19 protein-coding genes and 1 tRNA gene are annotated in these 17,020 nt (G+C 70.1%); 11 read left to right on the top strand and 9 right to left on the bottom strand.

The window, feature by feature from the left end; translation table 11 throughout:
* The first annotated feature begins 8 nt into the window (after positions 1 to 8).
* Positions 9 to 749, top strand: coding sequence for a sulfotransferase-like domain-containing protein (locus tag EAS64_RS40910; protein WP_222849997.1), 741 nt, complete (start codon positions 9 to 11; stop codon positions 747 to 749).
* A 17-nt stretch (positions 750 to 766) separates the two neighbouring features.
* On the top strand, positions 767 to 1,666 hold the full coding sequence (locus tag EAS64_RS40905) for an aminotransferase class IV (protein WP_145862116.1): 900 nt from the start codon (positions 767 to 769) through the stop codon (positions 1,664 to 1,666).
* A 17-nt stretch (positions 1,667 to 1,683) separates the two neighbouring features.
* On the opposite strand, the gene EAS64_RS47020 is transcribed toward EAS64_RS40905, so the two are convergent.
* A complete protein-coding gene (locus EAS64_RS47020) occupies positions 1,684 to 1,809 on the bottom strand; it encodes a hypothetical protein (protein WP_281283395.1) in 126 nt (41 codons plus the stop codon).
* Positions 1,810 to 1,871: 62 nt separating this feature from the next.
* Here EAS64_RS47020 and EAS64_RS40900 point away from each other — a divergent pair, with 62 nt between their 5' ends.
* The gene (locus tag EAS64_RS40900) at positions 1,872 to 2,072 is read left to right on the top strand and encodes a hypothetical protein (protein ID WP_145862115.1); all 201 of its coding nucleotides are present in this window, start codon (positions 1,872 to 1,874) and stop codon (positions 2,070 to 2,072) included.
* 90 nt (positions 2,073 to 2,162) lie between these two features.
* On the opposite strand, the gene EAS64_RS40895 is transcribed toward EAS64_RS40900, so the two are convergent.
* Positions 2,163 to 2,648, bottom strand: a complete 486-nt coding sequence (locus tag EAS64_RS40895; RefSeq protein WP_145862114.1) for a GbsR/MarR family transcriptional regulator — start codon at positions 2,646 to 2,648, stop codon at positions 2,163 to 2,165.
* Positions 2,649 to 2,708: 60 nt separating this feature from the next.
* On the opposite strand from EAS64_RS40895, the gene EAS64_RS40890 reads away from it, so the two are divergent.
* The 3 genes from EAS64_RS40890 to EAS64_RS40880 all read left to right on the top strand — a co-directional run bounded on the left by EAS64_RS40890 (position 2,709) and on the right by EAS64_RS40880 (position 7,396).
* A complete protein-coding gene (locus EAS64_RS40890; RefSeq protein ID WP_145862113.1) occupies positions 2,709 to 3,647 on the top strand; it encodes an ABC transporter ATP-binding protein in 939 nt (312 codons plus the stop codon).
* Entirely contained in the window at positions 3,644 to 5,296 is a 1,653-nt protein-coding gene (locus EAS64_RS40885; protein ID WP_145862112.1) for an ABC transporter permease, read from the top strand. The genes EAS64_RS40890 and EAS64_RS40885 overlap by 4 nt, the downstream gene beginning before the upstream one ends.
* 252 nt (positions 5,297 to 5,548) lie before the next feature.
* On the top strand, positions 5,549 to 7,396 hold the full coding sequence (locus tag EAS64_RS40880) for a hypothetical protein (RefSeq protein ID WP_145862111.1): 1,848 nt from the start codon (positions 5,549 to 5,551) through the stop codon (positions 7,394 to 7,396).
* Positions 7,397 to 7,498: 102 nt separating this feature from the next.
* Here the strand turns inward: EAS64_RS40880 and EAS64_RS40875 are convergent, their stop codons facing one another.
* Positions 7,499 to 8,305 (bottom strand): hypothetical protein, encoded by an 807-nt coding sequence (locus EAS64_RS40875; protein WP_145862110.1) that lies wholly within the window; start codon positions 8,303 to 8,305, stop codon positions 7,499 to 7,501.
* On the opposite strand from EAS64_RS40875, the gene EAS64_RS40870 reads away from it, so the two are divergent.
* The 5 genes from EAS64_RS40870 (at position 8,277) to EAS64_RS40850 (ending at position 12,010) form a co-directional block, all read left to right on the top strand.
* A complete protein-coding gene (locus EAS64_RS40870; RefSeq protein ID WP_145862109.1) occupies positions 8,277 to 8,660 on the top strand; it encodes a hypothetical protein in 384 nt (127 codons plus the stop codon). The genes EAS64_RS40875 and EAS64_RS40870 overlap by 29 nt on opposite strands.
* Before the next feature lie 6 nt (positions 8,661 to 8,666).
* On the top strand, positions 8,667 to 9,191 hold the full coding sequence (locus tag EAS64_RS40865; protein WP_145862108.1) for a hypothetical protein: 525 nt from the start codon (positions 8,667 to 8,669) through the stop codon (positions 9,189 to 9,191).
* Between the two features lie 880 nt (positions 9,192 to 10,071).
* The gene (locus tag EAS64_RS40860; protein ID WP_145862107.1) at positions 10,072 to 11,016 is read left to right on the top strand and encodes a hypothetical protein; all 945 of its coding nucleotides are present in this window, start codon (positions 10,072 to 10,074) and stop codon (positions 11,014 to 11,016) included.
* A gap of 333 nt (positions 11,017 to 11,349) precedes the next feature.
* Complete coding sequence (locus EAS64_RS40855; protein ID WP_439333642.1) at positions 11,350 to 11,706, top strand: RipA family octameric membrane protein; 357 nt, start codon at positions 11,350 to 11,352, stop codon at positions 11,704 to 11,706.
* A gap of 228 nt (positions 11,707 to 11,934) precedes the next feature.
* Positions 11,935 to 12,010, top strand: a tRNA-Thr gene (locus EAS64_RS40850).
* 363 nt (positions 12,011 to 12,373) lie between these two features.
* Here the strand turns inward: EAS64_RS40850 and EAS64_RS40845 are convergent.
* The 6 genes from EAS64_RS40845 to EAS64_RS47015 form a co-directional block, all read right to left on the bottom strand.
* Positions 12,374 to 13,333 carry an endonuclease III domain-containing protein gene (locus tag EAS64_RS40845; RefSeq protein ID WP_222849995.1) on the bottom strand — a complete coding sequence of 320 codons (960 nt, stop codon included), beginning with the start codon at positions 13,331 to 13,333 and terminating at the stop codon, positions 12,374 to 12,376.
* A gap of 193 nt (positions 13,334 to 13,526) precedes the next feature.
* On the bottom strand, positions 13,527 to 14,342 hold the full coding sequence (locus EAS64_RS40840; RefSeq protein ID WP_145862104.1) for an ExeA family protein: 816 nt from the start codon (positions 14,340 to 14,342) through the stop codon (positions 13,527 to 13,529).
* The gene (locus tag EAS64_RS40835) at positions 14,339 to 14,719 is read right to left on the bottom strand and encodes a hypothetical protein (RefSeq protein WP_145862103.1); all 381 of its coding nucleotides are present in this window, start codon (positions 14,717 to 14,719) and stop codon (positions 14,339 to 14,341) included. Before EAS64_RS40835 ends, EAS64_RS40840 begins: the two co-directional genes overlap by 4 nt.
* The gene (locus EAS64_RS40830) at positions 14,712 to 15,560 is read right to left on the bottom strand and encodes a DDE-type integrase/transposase/recombinase (protein ID WP_145862102.1); all 849 of its coding nucleotides are present in this window, start codon (positions 15,558 to 15,560) and stop codon (positions 14,712 to 14,714) included. Before EAS64_RS40830 ends, EAS64_RS40835 begins: the two co-directional genes overlap by 8 nt.
* A gap of 40 nt (positions 15,561 to 15,600) precedes the next feature.
* Complete coding sequence (locus EAS64_RS40825) at positions 15,601 to 16,227, bottom strand: helix-turn-helix domain-containing protein (protein WP_187366546.1); 627 nt, start codon at positions 16,225 to 16,227, stop codon at positions 15,601 to 15,603.
* A 93-nt stretch (positions 16,228 to 16,320) separates the two neighbouring features.
* A complete protein-coding gene (locus EAS64_RS47015; RefSeq protein WP_187366545.1) occupies positions 16,321 to 16,941 on the bottom strand; it encodes a hypothetical protein in 621 nt (206 codons plus the stop codon).
* Positions 16,942 to 17,020: the final 79 nt, after the last annotated feature.

The raw sequence follows: 17,020 nt of genomic DNA, 5'->3' as shown, positions 1-17,020 counted from the left end.
CCGCTGAGGTGGCGCGGATCGCGATGTGGTCGGGTCCGCGCACGGTGTCCACGGCGCTGATGCGCTCGTGGGAGAACCGGCCGGACACGGTCGTCATCGACGAGCCGCTTTACTCCTTCTACCTATCGTCTCTGCCCGGGCTCGACCACCCGGGCAGGGACGAGGTGATCGCCAGCCAGTCCCCGTCGTGGGAAGTGGTGCTGCACGGCCTGGCGACAGATCCGCTGCCGGACGGCGTGACGGTCAGCTACGCCAAGCACATGACGCACCACGTGCTGCCCGCGGTGGACCTGGCGGCGTTCGCGCCGTTCCGTCATGCGTTCCTGATCAGGGACCCGCGCTCGCTGCTCGCCTCCTACGCGAAGGTCCGTGCCACGCCCACCCTCGACGACCTGGGGCTGCGGCAGCAGGCCTGGCTGTTCGAGGAGTTCGGTGGCCCGGTCATCGACTCCACTGATCTGCTCGCCGCGCCCGAGGCCGGACTCCGCGCCTTGTGCGCGGCGCTCGGCGTGCCGTTCTCGCAGGCGATGCTGTCCTGGCCGGCCGGGCCGCGCGACAGCGACGGCGTGTGGGCTCCGTACTGGTACGACAGCGTGTGGCGGTCGACCGGGTTCACCGCGCCCGCTCCGTCGCGGACCCGGCCCGCGCTCGACCCCGCGCTCGAGCCGCTGCTCGCGCAGTGCCTGCCGTACTACGAGCGGCTCAGCGAAAATAAGATCAAGATCGATATCCCGAACGGGTTGGGCTGACTCTTGGGAGCGCCACCTTGCTGCAGCAGTTCGACGAGCGCAACCGCGACCTCATCGTCAACGTGGGCGGCACGCTTACCCACCGGGACCAGGCCGGGGTAAGCCCGTTCGACTCGGTGGTGCAGGGCGGGGACGCGGTGTGGGAGGGGCTGCGCCTCACCGGCGGCCGTATCTTCGCGCTTGATGAGCACCTCGCGCGGCTGCGCCGCTCGGCGCACGCGCTCGCCTTTTCGTCCGTGCCCTCTGATGCGGAGATCACCGAGCAGATCCGGCGGACCCTGGCCGCCAACGAAATGGTCGACGGGGTGCACATCAGGCTCACGCTGACCCGCGGCGTCAAGATCACCTCGGGCATGGACCCCCGGCTGAACCAGTCGGGCCCGACGCTGATCGTGCTGGCCGAGCACAAGGACCCGGTCTACGACAAGTCCGGTATCAGGCTGATCACCTCCAGCGTGCGACGGTCCGCGCCGGACAGCCTGGACCCGAAGATCCACCACAACAACCTGCTGACCTCGATCCTCGCCAAGATCGAGGCCAACGTCGCGGGGGCGGACGACGCGGTGATGCTCGATAACCGCGGCTTCATCGCCGAGACCAATGCCACGCACATCTTCATGGTCGACGAGGGATCGTTGCAGACGCCGACGACCGTCGCGTGCCCGGAGGGAATCACCCGCGCGACCGTGCTCCGGCTTGCGTCCGAGGCGGGCATCGGGTTCTGGGAAGACGACTACACGCTCCCGCAGCTCTACAACGCCGCGGAGGTGTTCGTGACCGGCACCATGGGCGGGCTTGCCCCAGTGGTCGCCGTCGACGGCCGGACGATCGGCTCCGGCAGCATCGGGCCGGTTACCAAGCAGCTCACCGAGCTGTACGCCAGCCACACGGCCACCGCGGGCACCGTCGTCGTGTGACCTGGCGGGCGGCTGCGTCAGGCTTGCCCGGAGTAGGCGGGGGCGAAGACAACCGGCCCGCATCCAAGCTCGCCCGGGCGCGCGCCGGTGAGCACGAGCAGCGACCTGGCGACCGCCAGGTTCTGCGCGGTCCCGGTCAGCACACCGGGCAGGCCGGTGCTGAGAGCGGCGTGTCCTTGGCGCAGGCCCGGTCGCGGCGAGCGCGGTGCCAGAGGCCGCGGACAGGTCGTGCGTGACCGCCCGCGGCAGCGCCTGGCCGGCGAAGACGGCCAGGGCCGCGGCGACCGCCGCCGCGACGAGCGTGGTCAGCGCGGCCGCCGCGAGGACAACCCAGTGGGCCGTCATCCGCCGCAGCGGCATGGGACCACGGGGACCGATCACCCGGACAGGATTCCCCATTCACTGAAACCTGAGCAATTGCGCTCAGGACACAACTTACGGCGGCGCAACTGTGCCGGAAACAGCGAGGGGCGGGGCGCGGCCGTTCGGCCAGGCTCTAGCCGGCTTTACCGGGACTCGCCTCGGGCCAGCGCGCGAGCATTGAGCGGAGTTCGTCGGACAGGAAGTCGAAGAACTCGGCCTGTTCGGACATCCGCTGGCCCGCGGCCGTGCCGGGACCGCCGACGACGGCCACGCCTTCGCGCAGCAGTTCGGTCCAGCGGCTGAGTACCTGGTTGCGCATCTGCATCACCCGGTGCCAGGTGTCGACGGGCATCCGGTAGTACTCGCGCCTGCTGCCGGGCACCCGCTCCTTGCTCACCAGGCCGAGTCCGGTCAGGTACCGCACCGCTCCGGACACCGCTGCGGGGCTGATCTGCAGCAGTTCGGTGAGCTCAACGGAGCTCAGCCGTCCGGAGTCCGTGACGATAAGCGCGACGAACACGCGGGCGGGCATGGGCGGGAACCCCGCCGTGATCAGCAGCGCGGCGAACCGTTCGATGAATTCCGGCACGCTCTCGCGCGCCGCTTCCCCGGCCGTCATGTGCTGAGGATATCATTCTGAACTTTCACAAACTTCTGAATAAGCGATAGGCTGGACGGCATGGCGAATGCGATCGAGGCCCGCGGGCTGCGCAAGCGCTTCGGCAAGGCGACAGCGCTCGACGGCCTCGACCTCACCGTGCGCACCGGCGAGGTACACGCCTTCCTCGGGCCGAACGGCGCGGGCAAGACCACCACCATCCGCATCCTGCTCGGCCTGCTGCGCAAGGACGGCGGCGAGGTCGCGCTGCTCGGCGGCGACCCCTGGCGGGATGCCACCGCGCTGCACGCCAGGCTCGCCTACGTGCCGGGCGACGTGACCCTGTGGCCGACGCTGACCGGCGGCGAGATCATCGACCTGCTGGCCAGGCTGCGCGGAGACGGTGCTGGCAAACACGGGGCCGACCGCAAGCGCCGCGACGAGCTGATCGAGCGCTTCGAGCTCGACCCCGCCAAGAAGGCGCGGGCCTACTCCAAGGGCAACAGGCAGAAGGTCGCGCTGATCGCGGCCCTGGCGAGCGACGCGGAACTGCTCGTGCTCGATGAGCCGACCTCCGGACTTGACCCGCTGATGGAGGCTGCCTTCAGGGACTGCGTGAGCGCCGAGCGGGAAGGCGGCAGGACCGTGCTGCTGTCCAGCCACATCCTCGCCGAGGCCGAGGCGCTCGCGGACCGGGTGACCATCATCAGGTCGGGCAGGACCATCGAGACCGGGACGCTCGCGGAGCTGCGGCACCTCAGCCGCACGACGGTGGAGGCGGAACTCGGCGCGCCGGTCAAGCTCGACGCGCTGTCCGGCGTGCATGACGCCGTGCTCGACGGGACCAGGCTCCGCTGTGAGGTGGACAACGCCGCGCTCAACGAGGTGCTTCGGCGGCTGACCGCCGTCGGGGTGCGGACGCTCACCTGCCGCCCGCCCACCCTGGAGGAGCTGTTCCTCAGGCACTACGCAGGACAAGACCAAGGTACGGAACGGGATCGGGTGACTCCGGCACCATGACCACCCTGCCTGCTGTTCGGCCCGCCGGTGAGCGCGCGGGCTCCGCCGGCGGACCGCTGACCGGGACCGGCGTCCTGGCCAAGCTCGCGCTGCGCCGCGATCGCATCATGCTGCCGCTCTGGGTGTATGTGGTGGTGATCGGCGTCGCGTCGAATGCGTTCACTTTCGCGCGGCTCTATAAGACGGAATCGTCCCGGCAGTCCCTCGTCGCCTCGGGTCTGGACAATCCGGCGCTGATCTTCCTGTACGGACGGCTGAACGGCGACTCCGTCGGCGCGCTGACCGCCTGGCGGTACGGCGTGTGGGGTGCGCTCTTCGCAGCGCTCATGTCCGTCTTCCTCGTGGTCAGGCACACCAGGGCCGACGAGGAGGCGGGCCGCCTTGAGCTGATCGGCTCGGCGCGGGTGGGCCGCCAGGCGCCGCTCGCGTCCGCGCTCGCCGTGGCGGTGCTCGCCAACGCGCTGCTCACCGTGCTGCTCTGCGTGATACTGCCGCCGCTCGGCCTGCCCGCGGCGGGATCGGTCGCGCTCGCGCTCGCGATCGGTACCTGCGGGCTCGCGTTCACCGGGGTGAGCCTGGTCGCCGCGCAGCTCACGGCGGGCGCGCGAGCGGCGCGCGGGCTGGTGATCTGCGTGCTCGGCGTCTCCTTCCTCGCCCGCGCGGTCGGCGACGCGACCGGAGCGAGCGGTCCGTCCTGGCTCACCTGGACGCTGCCGCTTGGCTGGACGGAGATGCTGCGGCCGTACTCCGGCGAGCGCTGGTGGGTGCTGGCGCTGCCGCTCGCGCTGTTCGCGGCCTGCGTCTGGCTGGCGTTCTGGCTTGCCGCCAGGCGGGACCACGGCGCCGGCCTGTTCCCCGACCGGCCGGGCAGGCCGGCCGCGTCCGCCGCGCTTTCCGGCCCGGCACCGCTGGCCTGGCGGCTGCAGTGGCCGGCGCTCGCGGGCTGGGCGGCCGGGTACGCGGTCATGTTCGCGGTCTGCGGCGCGGCGGCGAAGGGCATCGGCCAGCTCGTCGGCACCAGCAGCGCGCTGAACAAGGAGTTCACCAGGATCGGCGGGCAGTCCGCGATCGTCAACGCGTACCTGGCCGCGCTCATGCTGCTCGCCGGGCTCGTCGCCGCGGCGTACGGGGTGTCCGCCGTGCTCCGCTCGCACGCGGAGGAGACGGCGGGCCGCGCCGACCCAGTGCTCGCCGCCGCGGTGGGGCGCGTCCGGTGGGGGCTCAGCCACCTGCTCGTCGCTTGCGCTGGCACCGCCCTGCTTGTCGCCGTGGCTGGCGTCGCGACCGGCCTCGGGTACGGGCTCAGCGCGGGCGGCGCCGCGCACCAGACGGCCCGGATGCTTGCCGCGGGCATCGCCCAGTTTCCCGCGGCTATGGTGATCATTGGTGTCGCGGTGCTCGCACTCGGTGCGGCCCCGGACGCGTGCGTCGCGATTGCATGGTCCGCGGTCGGGCTCGCGGTTCTGCTCGACATCTTCGGCCAGGCGCTTCAGCTATCACACTGGGTGCTAGATGTCTCTCCCTTCACACACGCACCGCGATTGCCGGGTGGTGCGGTCAGCAGTGAGTCGATCATATTGCTGATTGTGATCGCAATATCACTGTGTGTTACTGGGCTGGCCGCGCTGCGGCGGCGCGACATCGGCTAAATCACGGTCGCGGGCGCCACGGCGCGCTACGTTTGGTGGCGGATGAGTCACCGGGATGTGGTGAAATGTCTGCTAGTGGGGCATCTGAGCAAAATGTTTACCCCCGCGACACGCCGATATGCCCGTTCAGGTAGCGAAGATGAGCAATTGCCGAGATGATGTTGTGACCTTGCCGAACCGCAGGTACCACTGACAACACGAGGTGACCGCCATATGAGGAGCGGATGGCCGCATTCTGGGGATGGCCAGGGGATGCAACCGGCCGACCAGCGGCACGCGCCGTTCGGGCCGGAAGTCTCGTGGCCGACCGGGTACTCCAACCTTGAGTACCGGAACGGCGACTACCGCTACGAGCCGCAGGCGGCGCAGCCGTCGGCGGACGGCACGGGGCAGCACCCGTACGCAGCGTTCGACGCCTCAGGGTACGGCGACGACGGCTACAGCGACCCCGGCTACCAGGGACCGTCAGCCCAGGACTCGGGCATCGCGGGCACCAGGACGGTGCGCGGTTTCGTAGAGGCAGGCCAGGGACAGTCCGGCTACGCACCCGATGCCGGGTACGCGCAGTCCAGTTACCTTTCCGGGTACGAGCGGCCGGGTTATGCCGGGTCGAGCTACACGGCGGGCGGAAACATCGAGCTCGCCTACCCGGCCGGCACGTCCGACGCCTACCGCGGAGACCTCTACCAGCAGCCGTGGGACTACGACCAGCCGCTCCGTTACGAGGGCGAGGACGAGGCGTACCCGGTTCGCGGCGGCTACCAGCAGGACAGCGGTTACCGCGGCCAGGACGACCGCGCGGAGCGGTACCAGCCGCCCGCATTCGACCCCGCCGCCTACAACGGCTCCGACTACTCCATGCCGGGCGTCAACGGCCCCGGCTACGACCTGGCCGGCATCATCGGCACCAGCGACTTCGAGGCCATCGGCTACGACGAGCCGGGCTACGGCCGCCTTGCCTACGACGACCCGCGCTACGATCAGCCCCGTTACGACGGGCCCCGGTTCGACGAGACCCGGCTGGACAATCTGTGGCTGGCAGGGGACGACGTCAGGCGTGAGGCCGAGCCCATCGGATACGGCAATGACGGGTTCGGAGACAGCCCCAACCGTTCCGGCTACTCTTCAGGCTTCCCCTCGGGAAGCTTCGCTTCCCTCGGCAGTGACCGCGGTCGCGGCATGCCGGCCGACACGCGGTTCGACATGAAGGCGCTGGCCGGGCCGGTCACCGATCACACCAGGTTCGACGTGCCGGCGTTCGACGAGACCCGGCTCGACAACCTGCGCTCCCAGCCGCGGCTCACCGGCCCGCAGCGGTTCACCGGCCCGCAGCGGGCGGCGACCGCGGTGCTCGCGCCGCCGGCCTTCCAGCCGCGCAGCTGGGCCGAGGACACGTCGCTCGACCACTTCGCGGACCTGGACCTGACCGACGAGCCGGTGCCCGCCGCGTTCACCCGCACGCTTGAGCGGCCCGACCGGCTCGAGCAGGACGACGACACCGCCACCAGGCGGGCGGTCGGCCGTCGCCGCGGCCGCAGCGGCGACCGGCGGCAGTGGATGGCCCTCGGCGCCATCGCGGTAGTCGCGGCCGGCGCGATCAGCGGTGTGCTGATGAAGTACGTATTCTCCGGTCCGAGCGGGCCCGCCCACCAGGTCGTGGCGCCGCAGACGGTGGACGGGTTCGCCCGGTCGGCGAACCTGGAGAAGCAGCTGCACGTCGCCGCCGAGGCGGCCCAGGTGACCAAGGCGAGCTCCGGGCAGGCGCGCAACGTGGTGTCCGCCGTGTACGAGCAGGGCAAGGTCATGGGCGTCGGCGCCCAGGTGTTCATGTTCGTCGGCGGCAACCTGCAGGGTGCTGATCCCACCGCATCGGTGGCCAACTTCGAAGCGACCTACCCCGGATCGGTAACCGTGTCGGCAGGACCGCTAGGCGGCCAGGCGGCGTGCACCGAGACGCACCTCAACAACCAGAGCGCGGCCATGTGCGTGTACTTCGACAACGACACGTTCGGCACCGTGGTGTCGTCGACGATGACCACCGCGAAGCTCGCCGCCACGATGAACGCCGTGCGGCCGAACCTGGAGCTGCTCGCGAAGTAGCCTCACACATAGAGAAAGGTCGGTGCCGTCTCCGGACGGCGCCGACCTTTTGCTTTGTTGCCCTTGGGGGGTCCGTCCGGGCGTGACCTCTGTACTGCGGGGTTACTTCGAGTCGGCCGGCGGGGTCTCGCCGGTGCCTGGCTGCTTGTCCTCAGGCTGCTTGTCCTCAGGCTGCTTGTCCTCAGGCTGCTTGTCCTCAGGCTGCTTGTCCTCAGGCTGCTTAGCGTCGGCCGGCTTGTCCTCGCTGGGTGTCTGCGCTCCCTGCGCTCCCTGCGCTCCCTGGGCTCCCTGGGCTCCGTCGGCGGCTGGAGTTCCCGCTGCCGGCTGGCCCGCCGGATTGCGCCGGATGGACAGGCGGGTTACCGCGAGCACGAACGCGAGGCCGAGCGCGGCCAGGCCGACGAGCTGTGCCCCGACGACAGGGGCGCTCTCCGGGAGCGCGGAGGTGTTCGCGACCGCGCGTGCGCTCGCCTTCTGTGACGCGTCAGGGGACGGCGACGGGTCGACAGTCGGGAACAGCCCGGCGGCGTTGCCGCCAGGGCTCAGGCTCGGGCTCGGCACGGGAGCCACGCCAGGAATGCCGGGCAGGCTGCCGACGGGCAGCGGCGAGGTCACCGTGATCGGCGCCGCCGGCTCGGTGATCGTGATCGCCGCGGTTGCCTTGGGATCCTTTGGCAGGTGCGCCGCGCTGCCGATGACGGTCAGGCTGACCGACGTGACGGACGACGCGGTGGCAGGGACCGTGACCTGCGCCTGCAACTCTCGCGGCGCCGACTTCGCGTCCACCGCGCCCAGGTCACACGACGAGGTCCCGTCGAAGCTGCCGCAGCCGAAGCTGAATCCCGGTATCACGCTGGCCGGCGTCGCCTGCAGCCTGATGGTGGCATCGGGCACGTTTCCGCCGGTCATCCAGGCGCTCACGGTCCAGGTGGCCGCGTCGCCGCGCTGGCTGCTCGCCTGGGCGCGGGCGATCTGGACGCAGAGACTGACCCGCGAGGTGCTCGCCACGGTCTTGGCGCCGGGATGCTTCTTCAGGCTGTGGGTCGGCGTCGGCGTGGGGCTCTTGGTCGGCGTGGCCTTGTGCGTCGGCGTGGGGCTCTTGGTCGGCGTGGCCTTGTGCGTCGGCGTGGGGCTCTTGGTCGGCGTGGCCTTGTGCGTCGGCGTGGGGCTCTTGGTCGGCGTGGCCTTGTGGGTCGGGGTCGGGCTGTGCGTCGGGGTCGGGCTGTGGGTCGGCGTCGGCGAATGGGCCGGCGTGGACGAGTGAGTCGGTGTGGCAGTCGGCGTCGCGGTGCGGGTGGCCGTTCCCGTGGGCGTCGCGGTGCCCGACGGGCTGCTAGGCGTGCCGGTTAGCGTGGCCTTCGCGCTCTTGGACGCGCTGGCTGACGCGCTTGCCGACGGGCTGGCCGTGCCCGTGGGTGAGGCGGAGCCGGATGAGGCGGACGCCTTGATCGCGGAGCCGGTCGGCGTGCCGGTTGCCTTCTTAGTCCCCGATGCCGTTGGCGTGGGCGTTGCCGTGGGCGATTGGGTGAGCGTCTTCGTCTTGGCCGGCGTCGTGCCGACTCCCGGGCTCTTCGACAGGGTGCGCGTCGCGGCGGAGGTGTTGGAGGAAGAAGGCGAGGGGGTGGTCGAGTGCGCCGTCGGGCTGGGCGTGGTCGTGGTGGGAGTGGGGGTCGGCGTCGGCGTATGCGTAGCGGTGTGCGTCGGCGTGGGCGTCGAACTCGGCGGCGGCTTGGGCAGCCAGAGGGCCTGGCACGACCCATCGCTCACCGTGGCCGCGGTGACCGCGGCGGAGTAGCCGGACTCAGCCGTTCCCGAGCCGCCGGCGCCCTCGACGGTGGCAAGGGCAAACCCGGAGGCGGCGGTGACCAGGACACCTCCCGCCAGGAGGGTGACCGTTACGGGTCGTGCGTGCCTGAAACGCATGTAACGCCCTACCTGTGCTGCTCGTTACTGCCACGGGACGACTCATTCAGTATGGATGGTCCCGTGCCGCGCGATGCGTCCGCCCGGTGATCTAGGCCGTCTTGTTGCCGGGAGGCGTCTACTTGCGGCGTTCGCAGGGTCTCCTACCCGGTTGATCGCGCGGATCACCACGGGCGGTGCCGGTTGCGGCCCGCCGCTGTCTGGGCAGAGGCGAAAACTTCCCGGGCAGAGGCGGGAACAACCCAGAGGGGGGCACGGTTACACCTCGTGCGGACAGTGAGTTTGTCAGCACGGTGAGTGAGCTAGTACGATGAGCGTGGCGCTCCGGACACGGAGTGTGTTACTTCCGGGGTCGCTAGGCGGCCGGGGGCCGGAAGGCAAGTTGGCGAAGAGTTCACCCTGGGGCGGGGTTTTGGCCGCCCGGGGAGTGCCGCGGGCCGGGGGAGCCGCGTGCCAGAATGCCGCCACAGCAAGGGATGTAACTCTCTGTGACCTAGGTCACGGATTGTTTTCGTTGAAATCTGGCATGAACTGTCGCCGCCTGAGGTTTACTACTCACAGTTAAGCACCCAGGCGTGCGATGGTTGCTCCCCCGCAACACTGTCGCCCTGACCCGCGTCAACGTCCACGCCCCTGCCGTTGCTACGGTGCGTCGTACCGGCCGGCAGTGTTAACGGGTGATCACCGGAGCGCCACCCGACTAACGGCGCCACACCAAGGGTTATCTCTTGCTCAGCCGTATTCACTCCGCCATGTCCAACTCCCCTGTCTACCGCGCCACTGCGGGTCTGACGCGGAAGCACGGTCGTCTCCCAGTTATCGCGGCTACCGCCGCCGCCACCGGCGTCATCGGCGCCACTGTCGCAGTCAGCACCGCCCCGTGGAGCCACGAGGCCCTCGGCAGCGCCGCGCACACCGCTACGGCCGACGCGCACATCCAGTCGGCCGCCACCCAGCAGCTCGACTCGCTGCGCTCCGCCGCCACCGGCGGCAGCACCGGCGTGCTGCCCTCCGTCAGCCAGTCCGCTCAGCAGAAGCCGGTTACGGCCACGGCGGACGCCGCGACTGCCAAGACCGTCGCCAAGCCCGCAGTCGACGCCAAGGCGCAGGCCGCGGCCAAGGCCAAGGCCGACGCGGCCGCCAGGGCCAAGGCTGCCGCCGCCGCCAAGGCCAAGGCCGTCGCGGTTGCGCACGCCAGGGCTGCCGCCGCGGCGAAGGCCAAGGCCGCTGCGGTGAAGAAGCTCAAGCCCTATTCGATCTACGACTCGGTGACCCCGAGCGTGCTCCCCACGGACAAGGCGACCGCCGTTTACGCCAACGGCTCCTACGCGGCCTCTGCCTCCCAGATGGCGCACCACAAGAACGTGCTGTGGATCGACACCAACGGCAGCAACCCGAACGCCAACGTGCTTGACGTCGAGCCGGGTGACGCCACTCCCGCTGGTGCTGCGGCCTGGGCGCAGCACCGCCTGTCCGCGCACCCCCACGACGTGGCGATCATCTACACGATGAAGTCCGCCTGGGGCGACGTCCAGACCAACGTGGGTCATCTCCCGTCGTGGATGCAGCACAAGGTCCGCTACTGGATCGCCGACCCGACCGGTAACCCGCACGTCGTGCCCGGTTCCGACGCCACCCAGTGGTACTGGGGCAAGAGCGTGGACATCACGACGGCCAACCCGAGCCTGACCCGATAACAGGCACCTGGTCGAGGGTCAGAAAGGGCCCGCTGGGTGCCGCCGTTCCCCCGCGGCGGCACCCGGCGCAGGCGCAAAAGGAGTGTGACTCAGGTCACACTCCTTTTGCGTGTTCTGGCTGCCGCGGATTAGCCGAAGAGGAAGCCGCCTTTTCTTCGCTACCCGTGCCGGCTGCGCTAGCGGTAGCGTTCCCCGGGCACGGCAGGCCCGACATGGAGGCAAATGTTGTCTGGGAACGTCTTTCGTCGCTACTTCGCATCAGGGCCGACCTGTGGTCGGATCCGGTCCAGGTAGTACTGACGACGAAGGATCCGACCGGCGCGGGACTCCTGCTTGAGCAATAGCCTCAACTCGGCGATTTTCGCAGCCATCGGCTTCGTCTGGGGGCGCGAGACCCATCCGGCGTCTTCCTGGATTCTCATAGTTCCGATGATTGTTTTCGTGGCACAGTGCCTTTCATGGTTCTGGCTGGTGCGGTCTTATCGGCAGCTCAACGGCGCTAAGTACGCCGTCGTCGGGGCCATGGAAGAGCGACTGCCCGGCTCCCCATACTGGCGGGCCGAGTGGAAGGCGCTCGGCGAGGGCAAGGATCCTGCGATCTACTGGCCGCTGACGCACCTCGAGCAGTGGGTTCCCCTGCTTTTCGCCCTGGTCTACCTGGGCGGCTTCATCGACCTCATGGTGGCGTAGCGACTGCGCCAGGCCATGGCCCTGCCGCCGTGGTAGCCGCGGGCAGGCGGCGGGCCGGACCGCTGCCGGGTCGGTGCGCCGGGACTCCGGAAGTACGGTATGGTTACCTACGCCAGGAAGTGCTCCGGTGGTCGCCACGTCTGCTACTGTTGGACGCCGTAGCACTGATGTCCGAAACCTGACGTAGACCTCGCATCAGGTGTAGCCGTGGGTCACAAGTGAAGACTCGCCCCTTTAGCTCAGTCGGCAGAGCGTCTCCATGGTAAGGAGAAGGTCAACGGTTCGATTCCGTTAGGGGGCTCCAGCTGCAAGGCCAGGTCAGAAGCTCACTGGACAGCCCTCATCCTACGCGGCGGATGGGGGCTTTCGCGTGCCTGGGAGGAATTTGGGAGATCGCCTGCTCCTGTGCCGCAGGATGTGGCTGGAGCAGGTGCGGGCGCGAGGGCGAGGCGACCTGATGGGGCTTAACGGCTGAACCTCCCCGCAGACGCCCTAGCCTCACGGCGAGATCGCCTGCCCAGGCGTCTCCCCCGGCGGAATGTTCGCCTCATCGGACTACCCGCCTCAAGTCGGTGGCAGTGCCGGTGTTGCGCTCAGATCTGGGTGATCTGCCTAGAGCACTTGGACTGTGGCCCCAGGGTGGTCACAGTTGGCGAGGAGATTCTGATCAGGGCCCTTGACGACTGCACGCGGGCGTTTGCATCGGGCACGCCGTACTCGGCTGTTCCTTGTCAAGCCTCGTCACATCCTTGCCGGTTCGCGCGTAAGCGCACAGGTCGCGTAGGTGGCATTCCGGGCATCGTGGCTGGGCAGGGCGGCACAAGGTGCGGCCCACATTCCACAGCGCGAGATCGAAGATGCCAGGGAAGTCGGGGTTGAGCTCGCGGGCTGCGTAGATCACGACTGCCGGGCTGGAGCCGGGTTCGACGAAACCGAGCCGGGTCATGACGCGGTCAACGTGAACGTCGGCCGAGATGTCGATGTAGCGGTAGTCACGGAGCGGAACGTGGAAGCCGCGGACCAGGATGTTGGCGGCCATGGTGGCGATCTTGGGTCCTGCGCCGTGGAACTCCAAGAACCGCCGGACCACGCGGGCGCTGGGTGGCATGTCGGCCCAGATCTGTGCGGCCTCACCGGAATACTGGGCGCGGATGCGGTGAATTGCCCGGTGCAGCACCCGGGCCATTGTTTCGGGCATCCGGTGCGCGGGGGTTGGATGGCGCAGGAGGGAGAGCCACTGCTGCTCCGACAGCGGTTCTAGGTCACCGATCTCGAATGACCCATGGCGCTGCCTGATCAGCAAGGGCATCATCCAGGCGCGCTCGGCTTTCACCTGCCGGTCCACGAGTGCCGCGAGGACGAAGGCATGGGGATGGCCGTCCAGGTCATTGAGCAGCTCGTCAGCGTCGTGGTTTCCGGTGAAGCGCACTATTCCGTTTCCGGCCGTCAGCGCTGCCTGACCCTCTGCTATCAGCAGGTCCGTAAGTTCCGTCAGCATTGCATTACTGTGCACCAAACCGCTGGCCCGTGACATCCCCTGCTCCGGCCAGCGGCTCACACTTCGCCTCGCGTCGCTCTTGTAGGCCGTCCGCCACAGTTGCCGAGCGCGCCGGTCCCGTGTGGCCATACATGACCACCCGTGCAGGCGGAGCCAAAATGAATGAGCTTGCCCCCTCTTCCCGGACACCGGCGAACGGGGGTGTTGCGCGTCGTTGAAGATGAGCATGGCGGCGTCATTGGGGTTGAGCATGTGCTCGCAGTGAAGAGCCCCGCCCGGCGGAGCCGGGCGGGGCTGGGTGTTCAGGGTGTCGCGGGGATGGTCAGTCTGTCGCGGTGATCTCGGCGATGGCGGCTCTGGCGGCTGCCTGGTCGACGAGGTTCTTGCCTGCGCCGGCGGTCGCGATCAGGGCGGCGACGGCGATGTTGTTGACGGTGCGGGGCTTGCCGCGGGCTGCCTGGTGGATCTGGGTGACGGCGTCGTCGGTGAACAGGTCGGCGGTCCGGCCGGCGGCTTCCAGGTGGTGGCGGATGTAGCTGGCGGTCTCGTCGCCGGTCATGCCCTTCATCTGGCATCTGACGGTGATCCGCTGGTCCAGGGCGGCCAGGACGCCGAGCTTGATGTTGTGCCGCAGGGTCGGCTGCCCGGCCAGGATCGTCGCGAACGGGGTGCTGCTGTCCATCTCGTGGTTGGTCATCATCCTGACGGCTTCCAGCTGCTCGTGGTCCAGCAGGTGGGCCTCGTCGAGGATCAGGACCGGGGTCCGTCCTCGTTCGGCGGCCTCGCCGGCCAGGACGTTCCAGGCCTGGATGGCCAGGGCGGCGGTGCCGTGGGCGGGCCGTCCGCCGAGCGCGGTGACGATGCTGGTGAGGATGCCGCGGACCCCGGTGGCGGGGTTGCCGATGTAGATGACGTTGTGGCCGGCGGGGTCCAGGCCGGCGACGGCGGCGCGGATCGCGGCGGTCTTGCCGGTGCCGACCTCGCCGGTGATCACGCCGATGGTCCTGCAGGCGACTGCCCAGGTGATCCGGGCGGCGGCCTCGGCGCAGTCGGCGTGCCGGTGGAGCCGGCCGGGGGGCAGGTCCCGGCCGAACGGCATCCGGGTGAGGCCGAACCTGTCGATGACGGCGTCGATCATGAGCGCGGGTCCTTCCGTGACGGGCTGCCGTTGACGGCGGCGAGCTGCTGCTGGGCCAGTTGGAGGTCGCGGGCGAGGGCGGCTGCGCTGCCGCGGGCGTCGGCGATGAACAGCCAGGCGCCGCTGACGGCGGCGGCCGGGTCGGTGCCGTCGTCGCAGCCGAGCCGCCCGCCGGCCAGCGCCGCGGCGAGCCAGGTGCCGACCTGGCCCAGCAGCTGCGGGAGCCGGGAGGCGGCCAGGGACAGCTCGCCGAGGACCTCGTAGGCGTCGGCGGGCTGGTCCAGCCCGTCTTCGCCGAGGGTGGCGTGGTTCAGGCTGCGGATCGCCTCGGCTGCGCACCGGGCGAGCGCCAGCGTTCCGTCCGGGCAGTCACTCACGGCCCTCTCCCTTCTCCTTCTCTTCCTGTTCCCGGGGGCCGCCGTCGATGAGGGACCGGTAGCTGACCTGGTCCTTCAGCCCGGTGTCCCAGTTGTCGCCGAGGGCGGCGAGGTAGTCGATCCCGGTCGGGGCCGGCTCGGCGCGCTGCTCATCGCCGCGGGTGCGGGTCTTGGGGTGACGGTACCGGCCGACCGTGAACGGGACCGCGGTCCCGGCGGGCTTCCCGCCGGCCCGGACCTCGACATGGCCCAGGTCGAACGGGTCGAAGACCAGCTCGACATACCGCCCGGCGAGCCACGCGTCGACCTGGTAGGAGTTGCCGTGCAGCGAGACCAGGGCCGTCTTCGATGCCCTGCGCCGCTCCGACCACAAGAACGCCTCCCGCAGCCTGCCCGGGTCCGGGACCGCCCGCTCCGCGGGCGTGGCCCTGGCCCAGCGGGCGATCGGCTCCTCACCGGTCTCGGAGTGGACGCCCTGGTGGTAGGCGGTCTCGGTCCAGGCCTGGAACAGCCGGTTCATCTCCGCCAGGTCCCTGATGGCGGCCCCGTCGCCGACCTCGACGAGGAACTGGTCCCGCACCGTGCGGAAGAACCGCTCGATCTTGCCCCTGCCCTCTGGTTTCCCGGGACGGGAGTGGATCAGCCTGATGCCGAGGACGGCGCAGCCGCGCAGCAGCCACGCGTCGACGAAGGGCGAGCCGTTGTCCAGGTAGATCGCCTGCGGGACGCCGCGCCGCTGCAGGGCGGGGCGGAACGCCGCCGCCATCCGCACCGTGTCGTCGTGATAGGCCCACCGGGCGCCCATCACGGCCCGGGAGTGATCGTCGATGAACGCGAACATTCTGTGGAATGCTCCTTCGTCGCAGTCCACAGAATCCGTGTTACGTGGGAATCCTCGCAGGTGAGGACGGCCTTCGGCCGACAGTGCCTTCCGCGCTCGGATTCCACGTAACTGATAGGTAGCACTTCCCGCCCGCTATGACCGGGCCGTGGAGCGTGTCGCCGGTCCACATCTCGTTCGGCCTCGTGCACTCGAACCGGCCGAAGGCCCGGTCAGGGACCTCGCCCGGAGCCGGGGCGTTCAGCTCCAGCCGCCCGAACAGCCGCTGCAGGGTCCGGTCCGACGGCGCCCAGCCCGCGGCCGTCTGCAGGATCCGCCGGACCTGCGCCGCGGTCCGCTCCGGCTTCTCCCGCTTCAGCGCCTCCGCCAGGGCCAGCACCTCGCCAGGGGTCCGCGGGGCCGGCTGCCGCGGCGACGGCACCAGCGCGTCGAACCCGCCGGACTCCCAGACCCGCCGCCAGCGGTCCAGCGTCCCCCGCGACACCCGCACCGGCTGCCCGCCCGGGCCGTCATGGACACGGCCGGCCAGCTCCCTGGCCCGCCGGCCCCGCTCCGCCGCGGTGATGCCCGCCCCGGCGAGCTCCTGCACCAGCGAGTACCGGAACAGGCCCGCCTCCCGGGCCCGCTCCAGCCTCGCCTTCTTATCCGCCTCGTCCGCAGTCGTCACGCCCTGTCCCTTCTCTCGCGCCCGCCATCGCGGGCCCGACGACAGTGACAGGAAGGCACGCTCCCCGGGCAGGGGCGAGGTCGCGTTGAACCGTCAGGCCAGGGCAGACGCCCGCAGGACGTCACGGACGCGGGTGAAACGGACAACCGGGGACAGGAGCGACCCCGCCGTGAGCACCGCCGCCAGCTCCCACCCCGACACCGTGACCATCCCCGGCCAGCGGCCCCGGGCCGCGGCCGCCGCAGCGGCGGCCGCCACCACCGCATCAGCCAGCACGCCGCCCGCCGGGTCCAGCGGCACCGGATCCACCGCCAGGACCCCGGCCAGCCGGGTGAAGAACTCCCGGACCCGGGCCGCCGACCCGCGGAACCGGCGCAGCCTGGCCCGCACCGTGCCCTCCGGCACCCCGGACGCCGCCGCGATCCCCCGGAACCCCTGGCCCCGCGCCGCCCGCGCCAGCATGTCCCCGATCACCGCCGTCCCGTCGCACCGCCGCGCCAGCAGCCACGCCGGAAGCAGCACGTGCGTGACCCCGCACGACGCGCACCGCGCTCTGCGCGGCCGCACCGCCACCGGGATCCGCCCGGCCGTGAACACCGGCCGGCGGGCCGCATGACCCCACCCGCCCAGCCGGCCCCCGCAACCCGGACACGAAAGCAGGCCGTTACCGAGCAACTCCTCGACGCCGGCCGTGTTGTTGCCTACCGTGAGCACTGGTGCCTCCGCGCACCCTCACGGCCCTCCCCGAGCTTCGCCAAAAGATAACGGGGAGGGCCGACCCCGTTCCGACATG

It is taken from the genome of Trebonia kvetii (assembly GCF_007827045.1).
Classification (GTDB): domain Bacteria; phylum Actinomycetota; class Actinomycetes; order Streptosporangiales; family Streptosporangiaceae; genus Trebonia; species Trebonia kvetii.
Note: the sequence above shows the minus strand (reverse complement) of the source record. Positions and strands in the feature narration are given on the sequence as shown.

What these genes read in the sequence shown, in the direction of transcription:
- EAS64_RS40880 (WP_145862111.1), top strand. Translation starts at nt 5,549, where the DNA reads ATGCAACCGGCCGACCAGCGGCACGCGCCGTTCGGGCCGGAAGTCTCG.
- EAS64_RS40845 (WP_222849995.1), bottom strand. Translation starts at nt 13,333, where the DNA reads ATGGCCACACGGGACCGGCGCGCTCGGCAACTGTGGCGGACGGCCTAC.
- EAS64_RS40830 (WP_145862102.1), bottom strand. Translation starts at nt 15,560, where the DNA reads ATGTTCGCGTTCATCGACGATCACTCCCGGGCCGTGATGGGCGCCCGG.
- EAS64_RS40885 (WP_145862112.1), top strand. Translation starts at nt 3,644, where the DNA reads ATGACCACCCTGCCTGCTGTTCGGCCCGCCGGTGAGCGCGCGGGCTCC.
- EAS64_RS40860 (WP_145862107.1), top strand. Translation starts at nt 10,072, where the DNA reads ATGTCCAACTCCCCTGTCTACCGCGCCACTGCGGGTCTGACGCGGAAG.
- EAS64_RS40890 (WP_145862113.1), top strand. Translation starts at nt 2,709, where the DNA reads ATGGCGAATGCGATCGAGGCCCGCGGGCTGCGCAAGCGCTTCGGCAAG.
- EAS64_RS40840 (WP_145862104.1), bottom strand. Translation starts at nt 14,342, where the DNA reads ATGATCGACGCCGTCATCGACAGGTTCGGCCTCACCCGGATGCCGTTC.
- EAS64_RS40875 (WP_145862110.1), bottom strand. Translation starts at nt 8,305, where the DNA reads ATGACCGGCGGAAACGTGCCCGATGCCACCATCAGGCTGCAGGCGACG.
- EAS64_RS40895 (WP_145862114.1), bottom strand. Translation starts at nt 2,648, where the DNA reads ATGACGGCCGGGGAAGCGGCGCGCGAGAGCGTGCCGGAATTCATCGAA.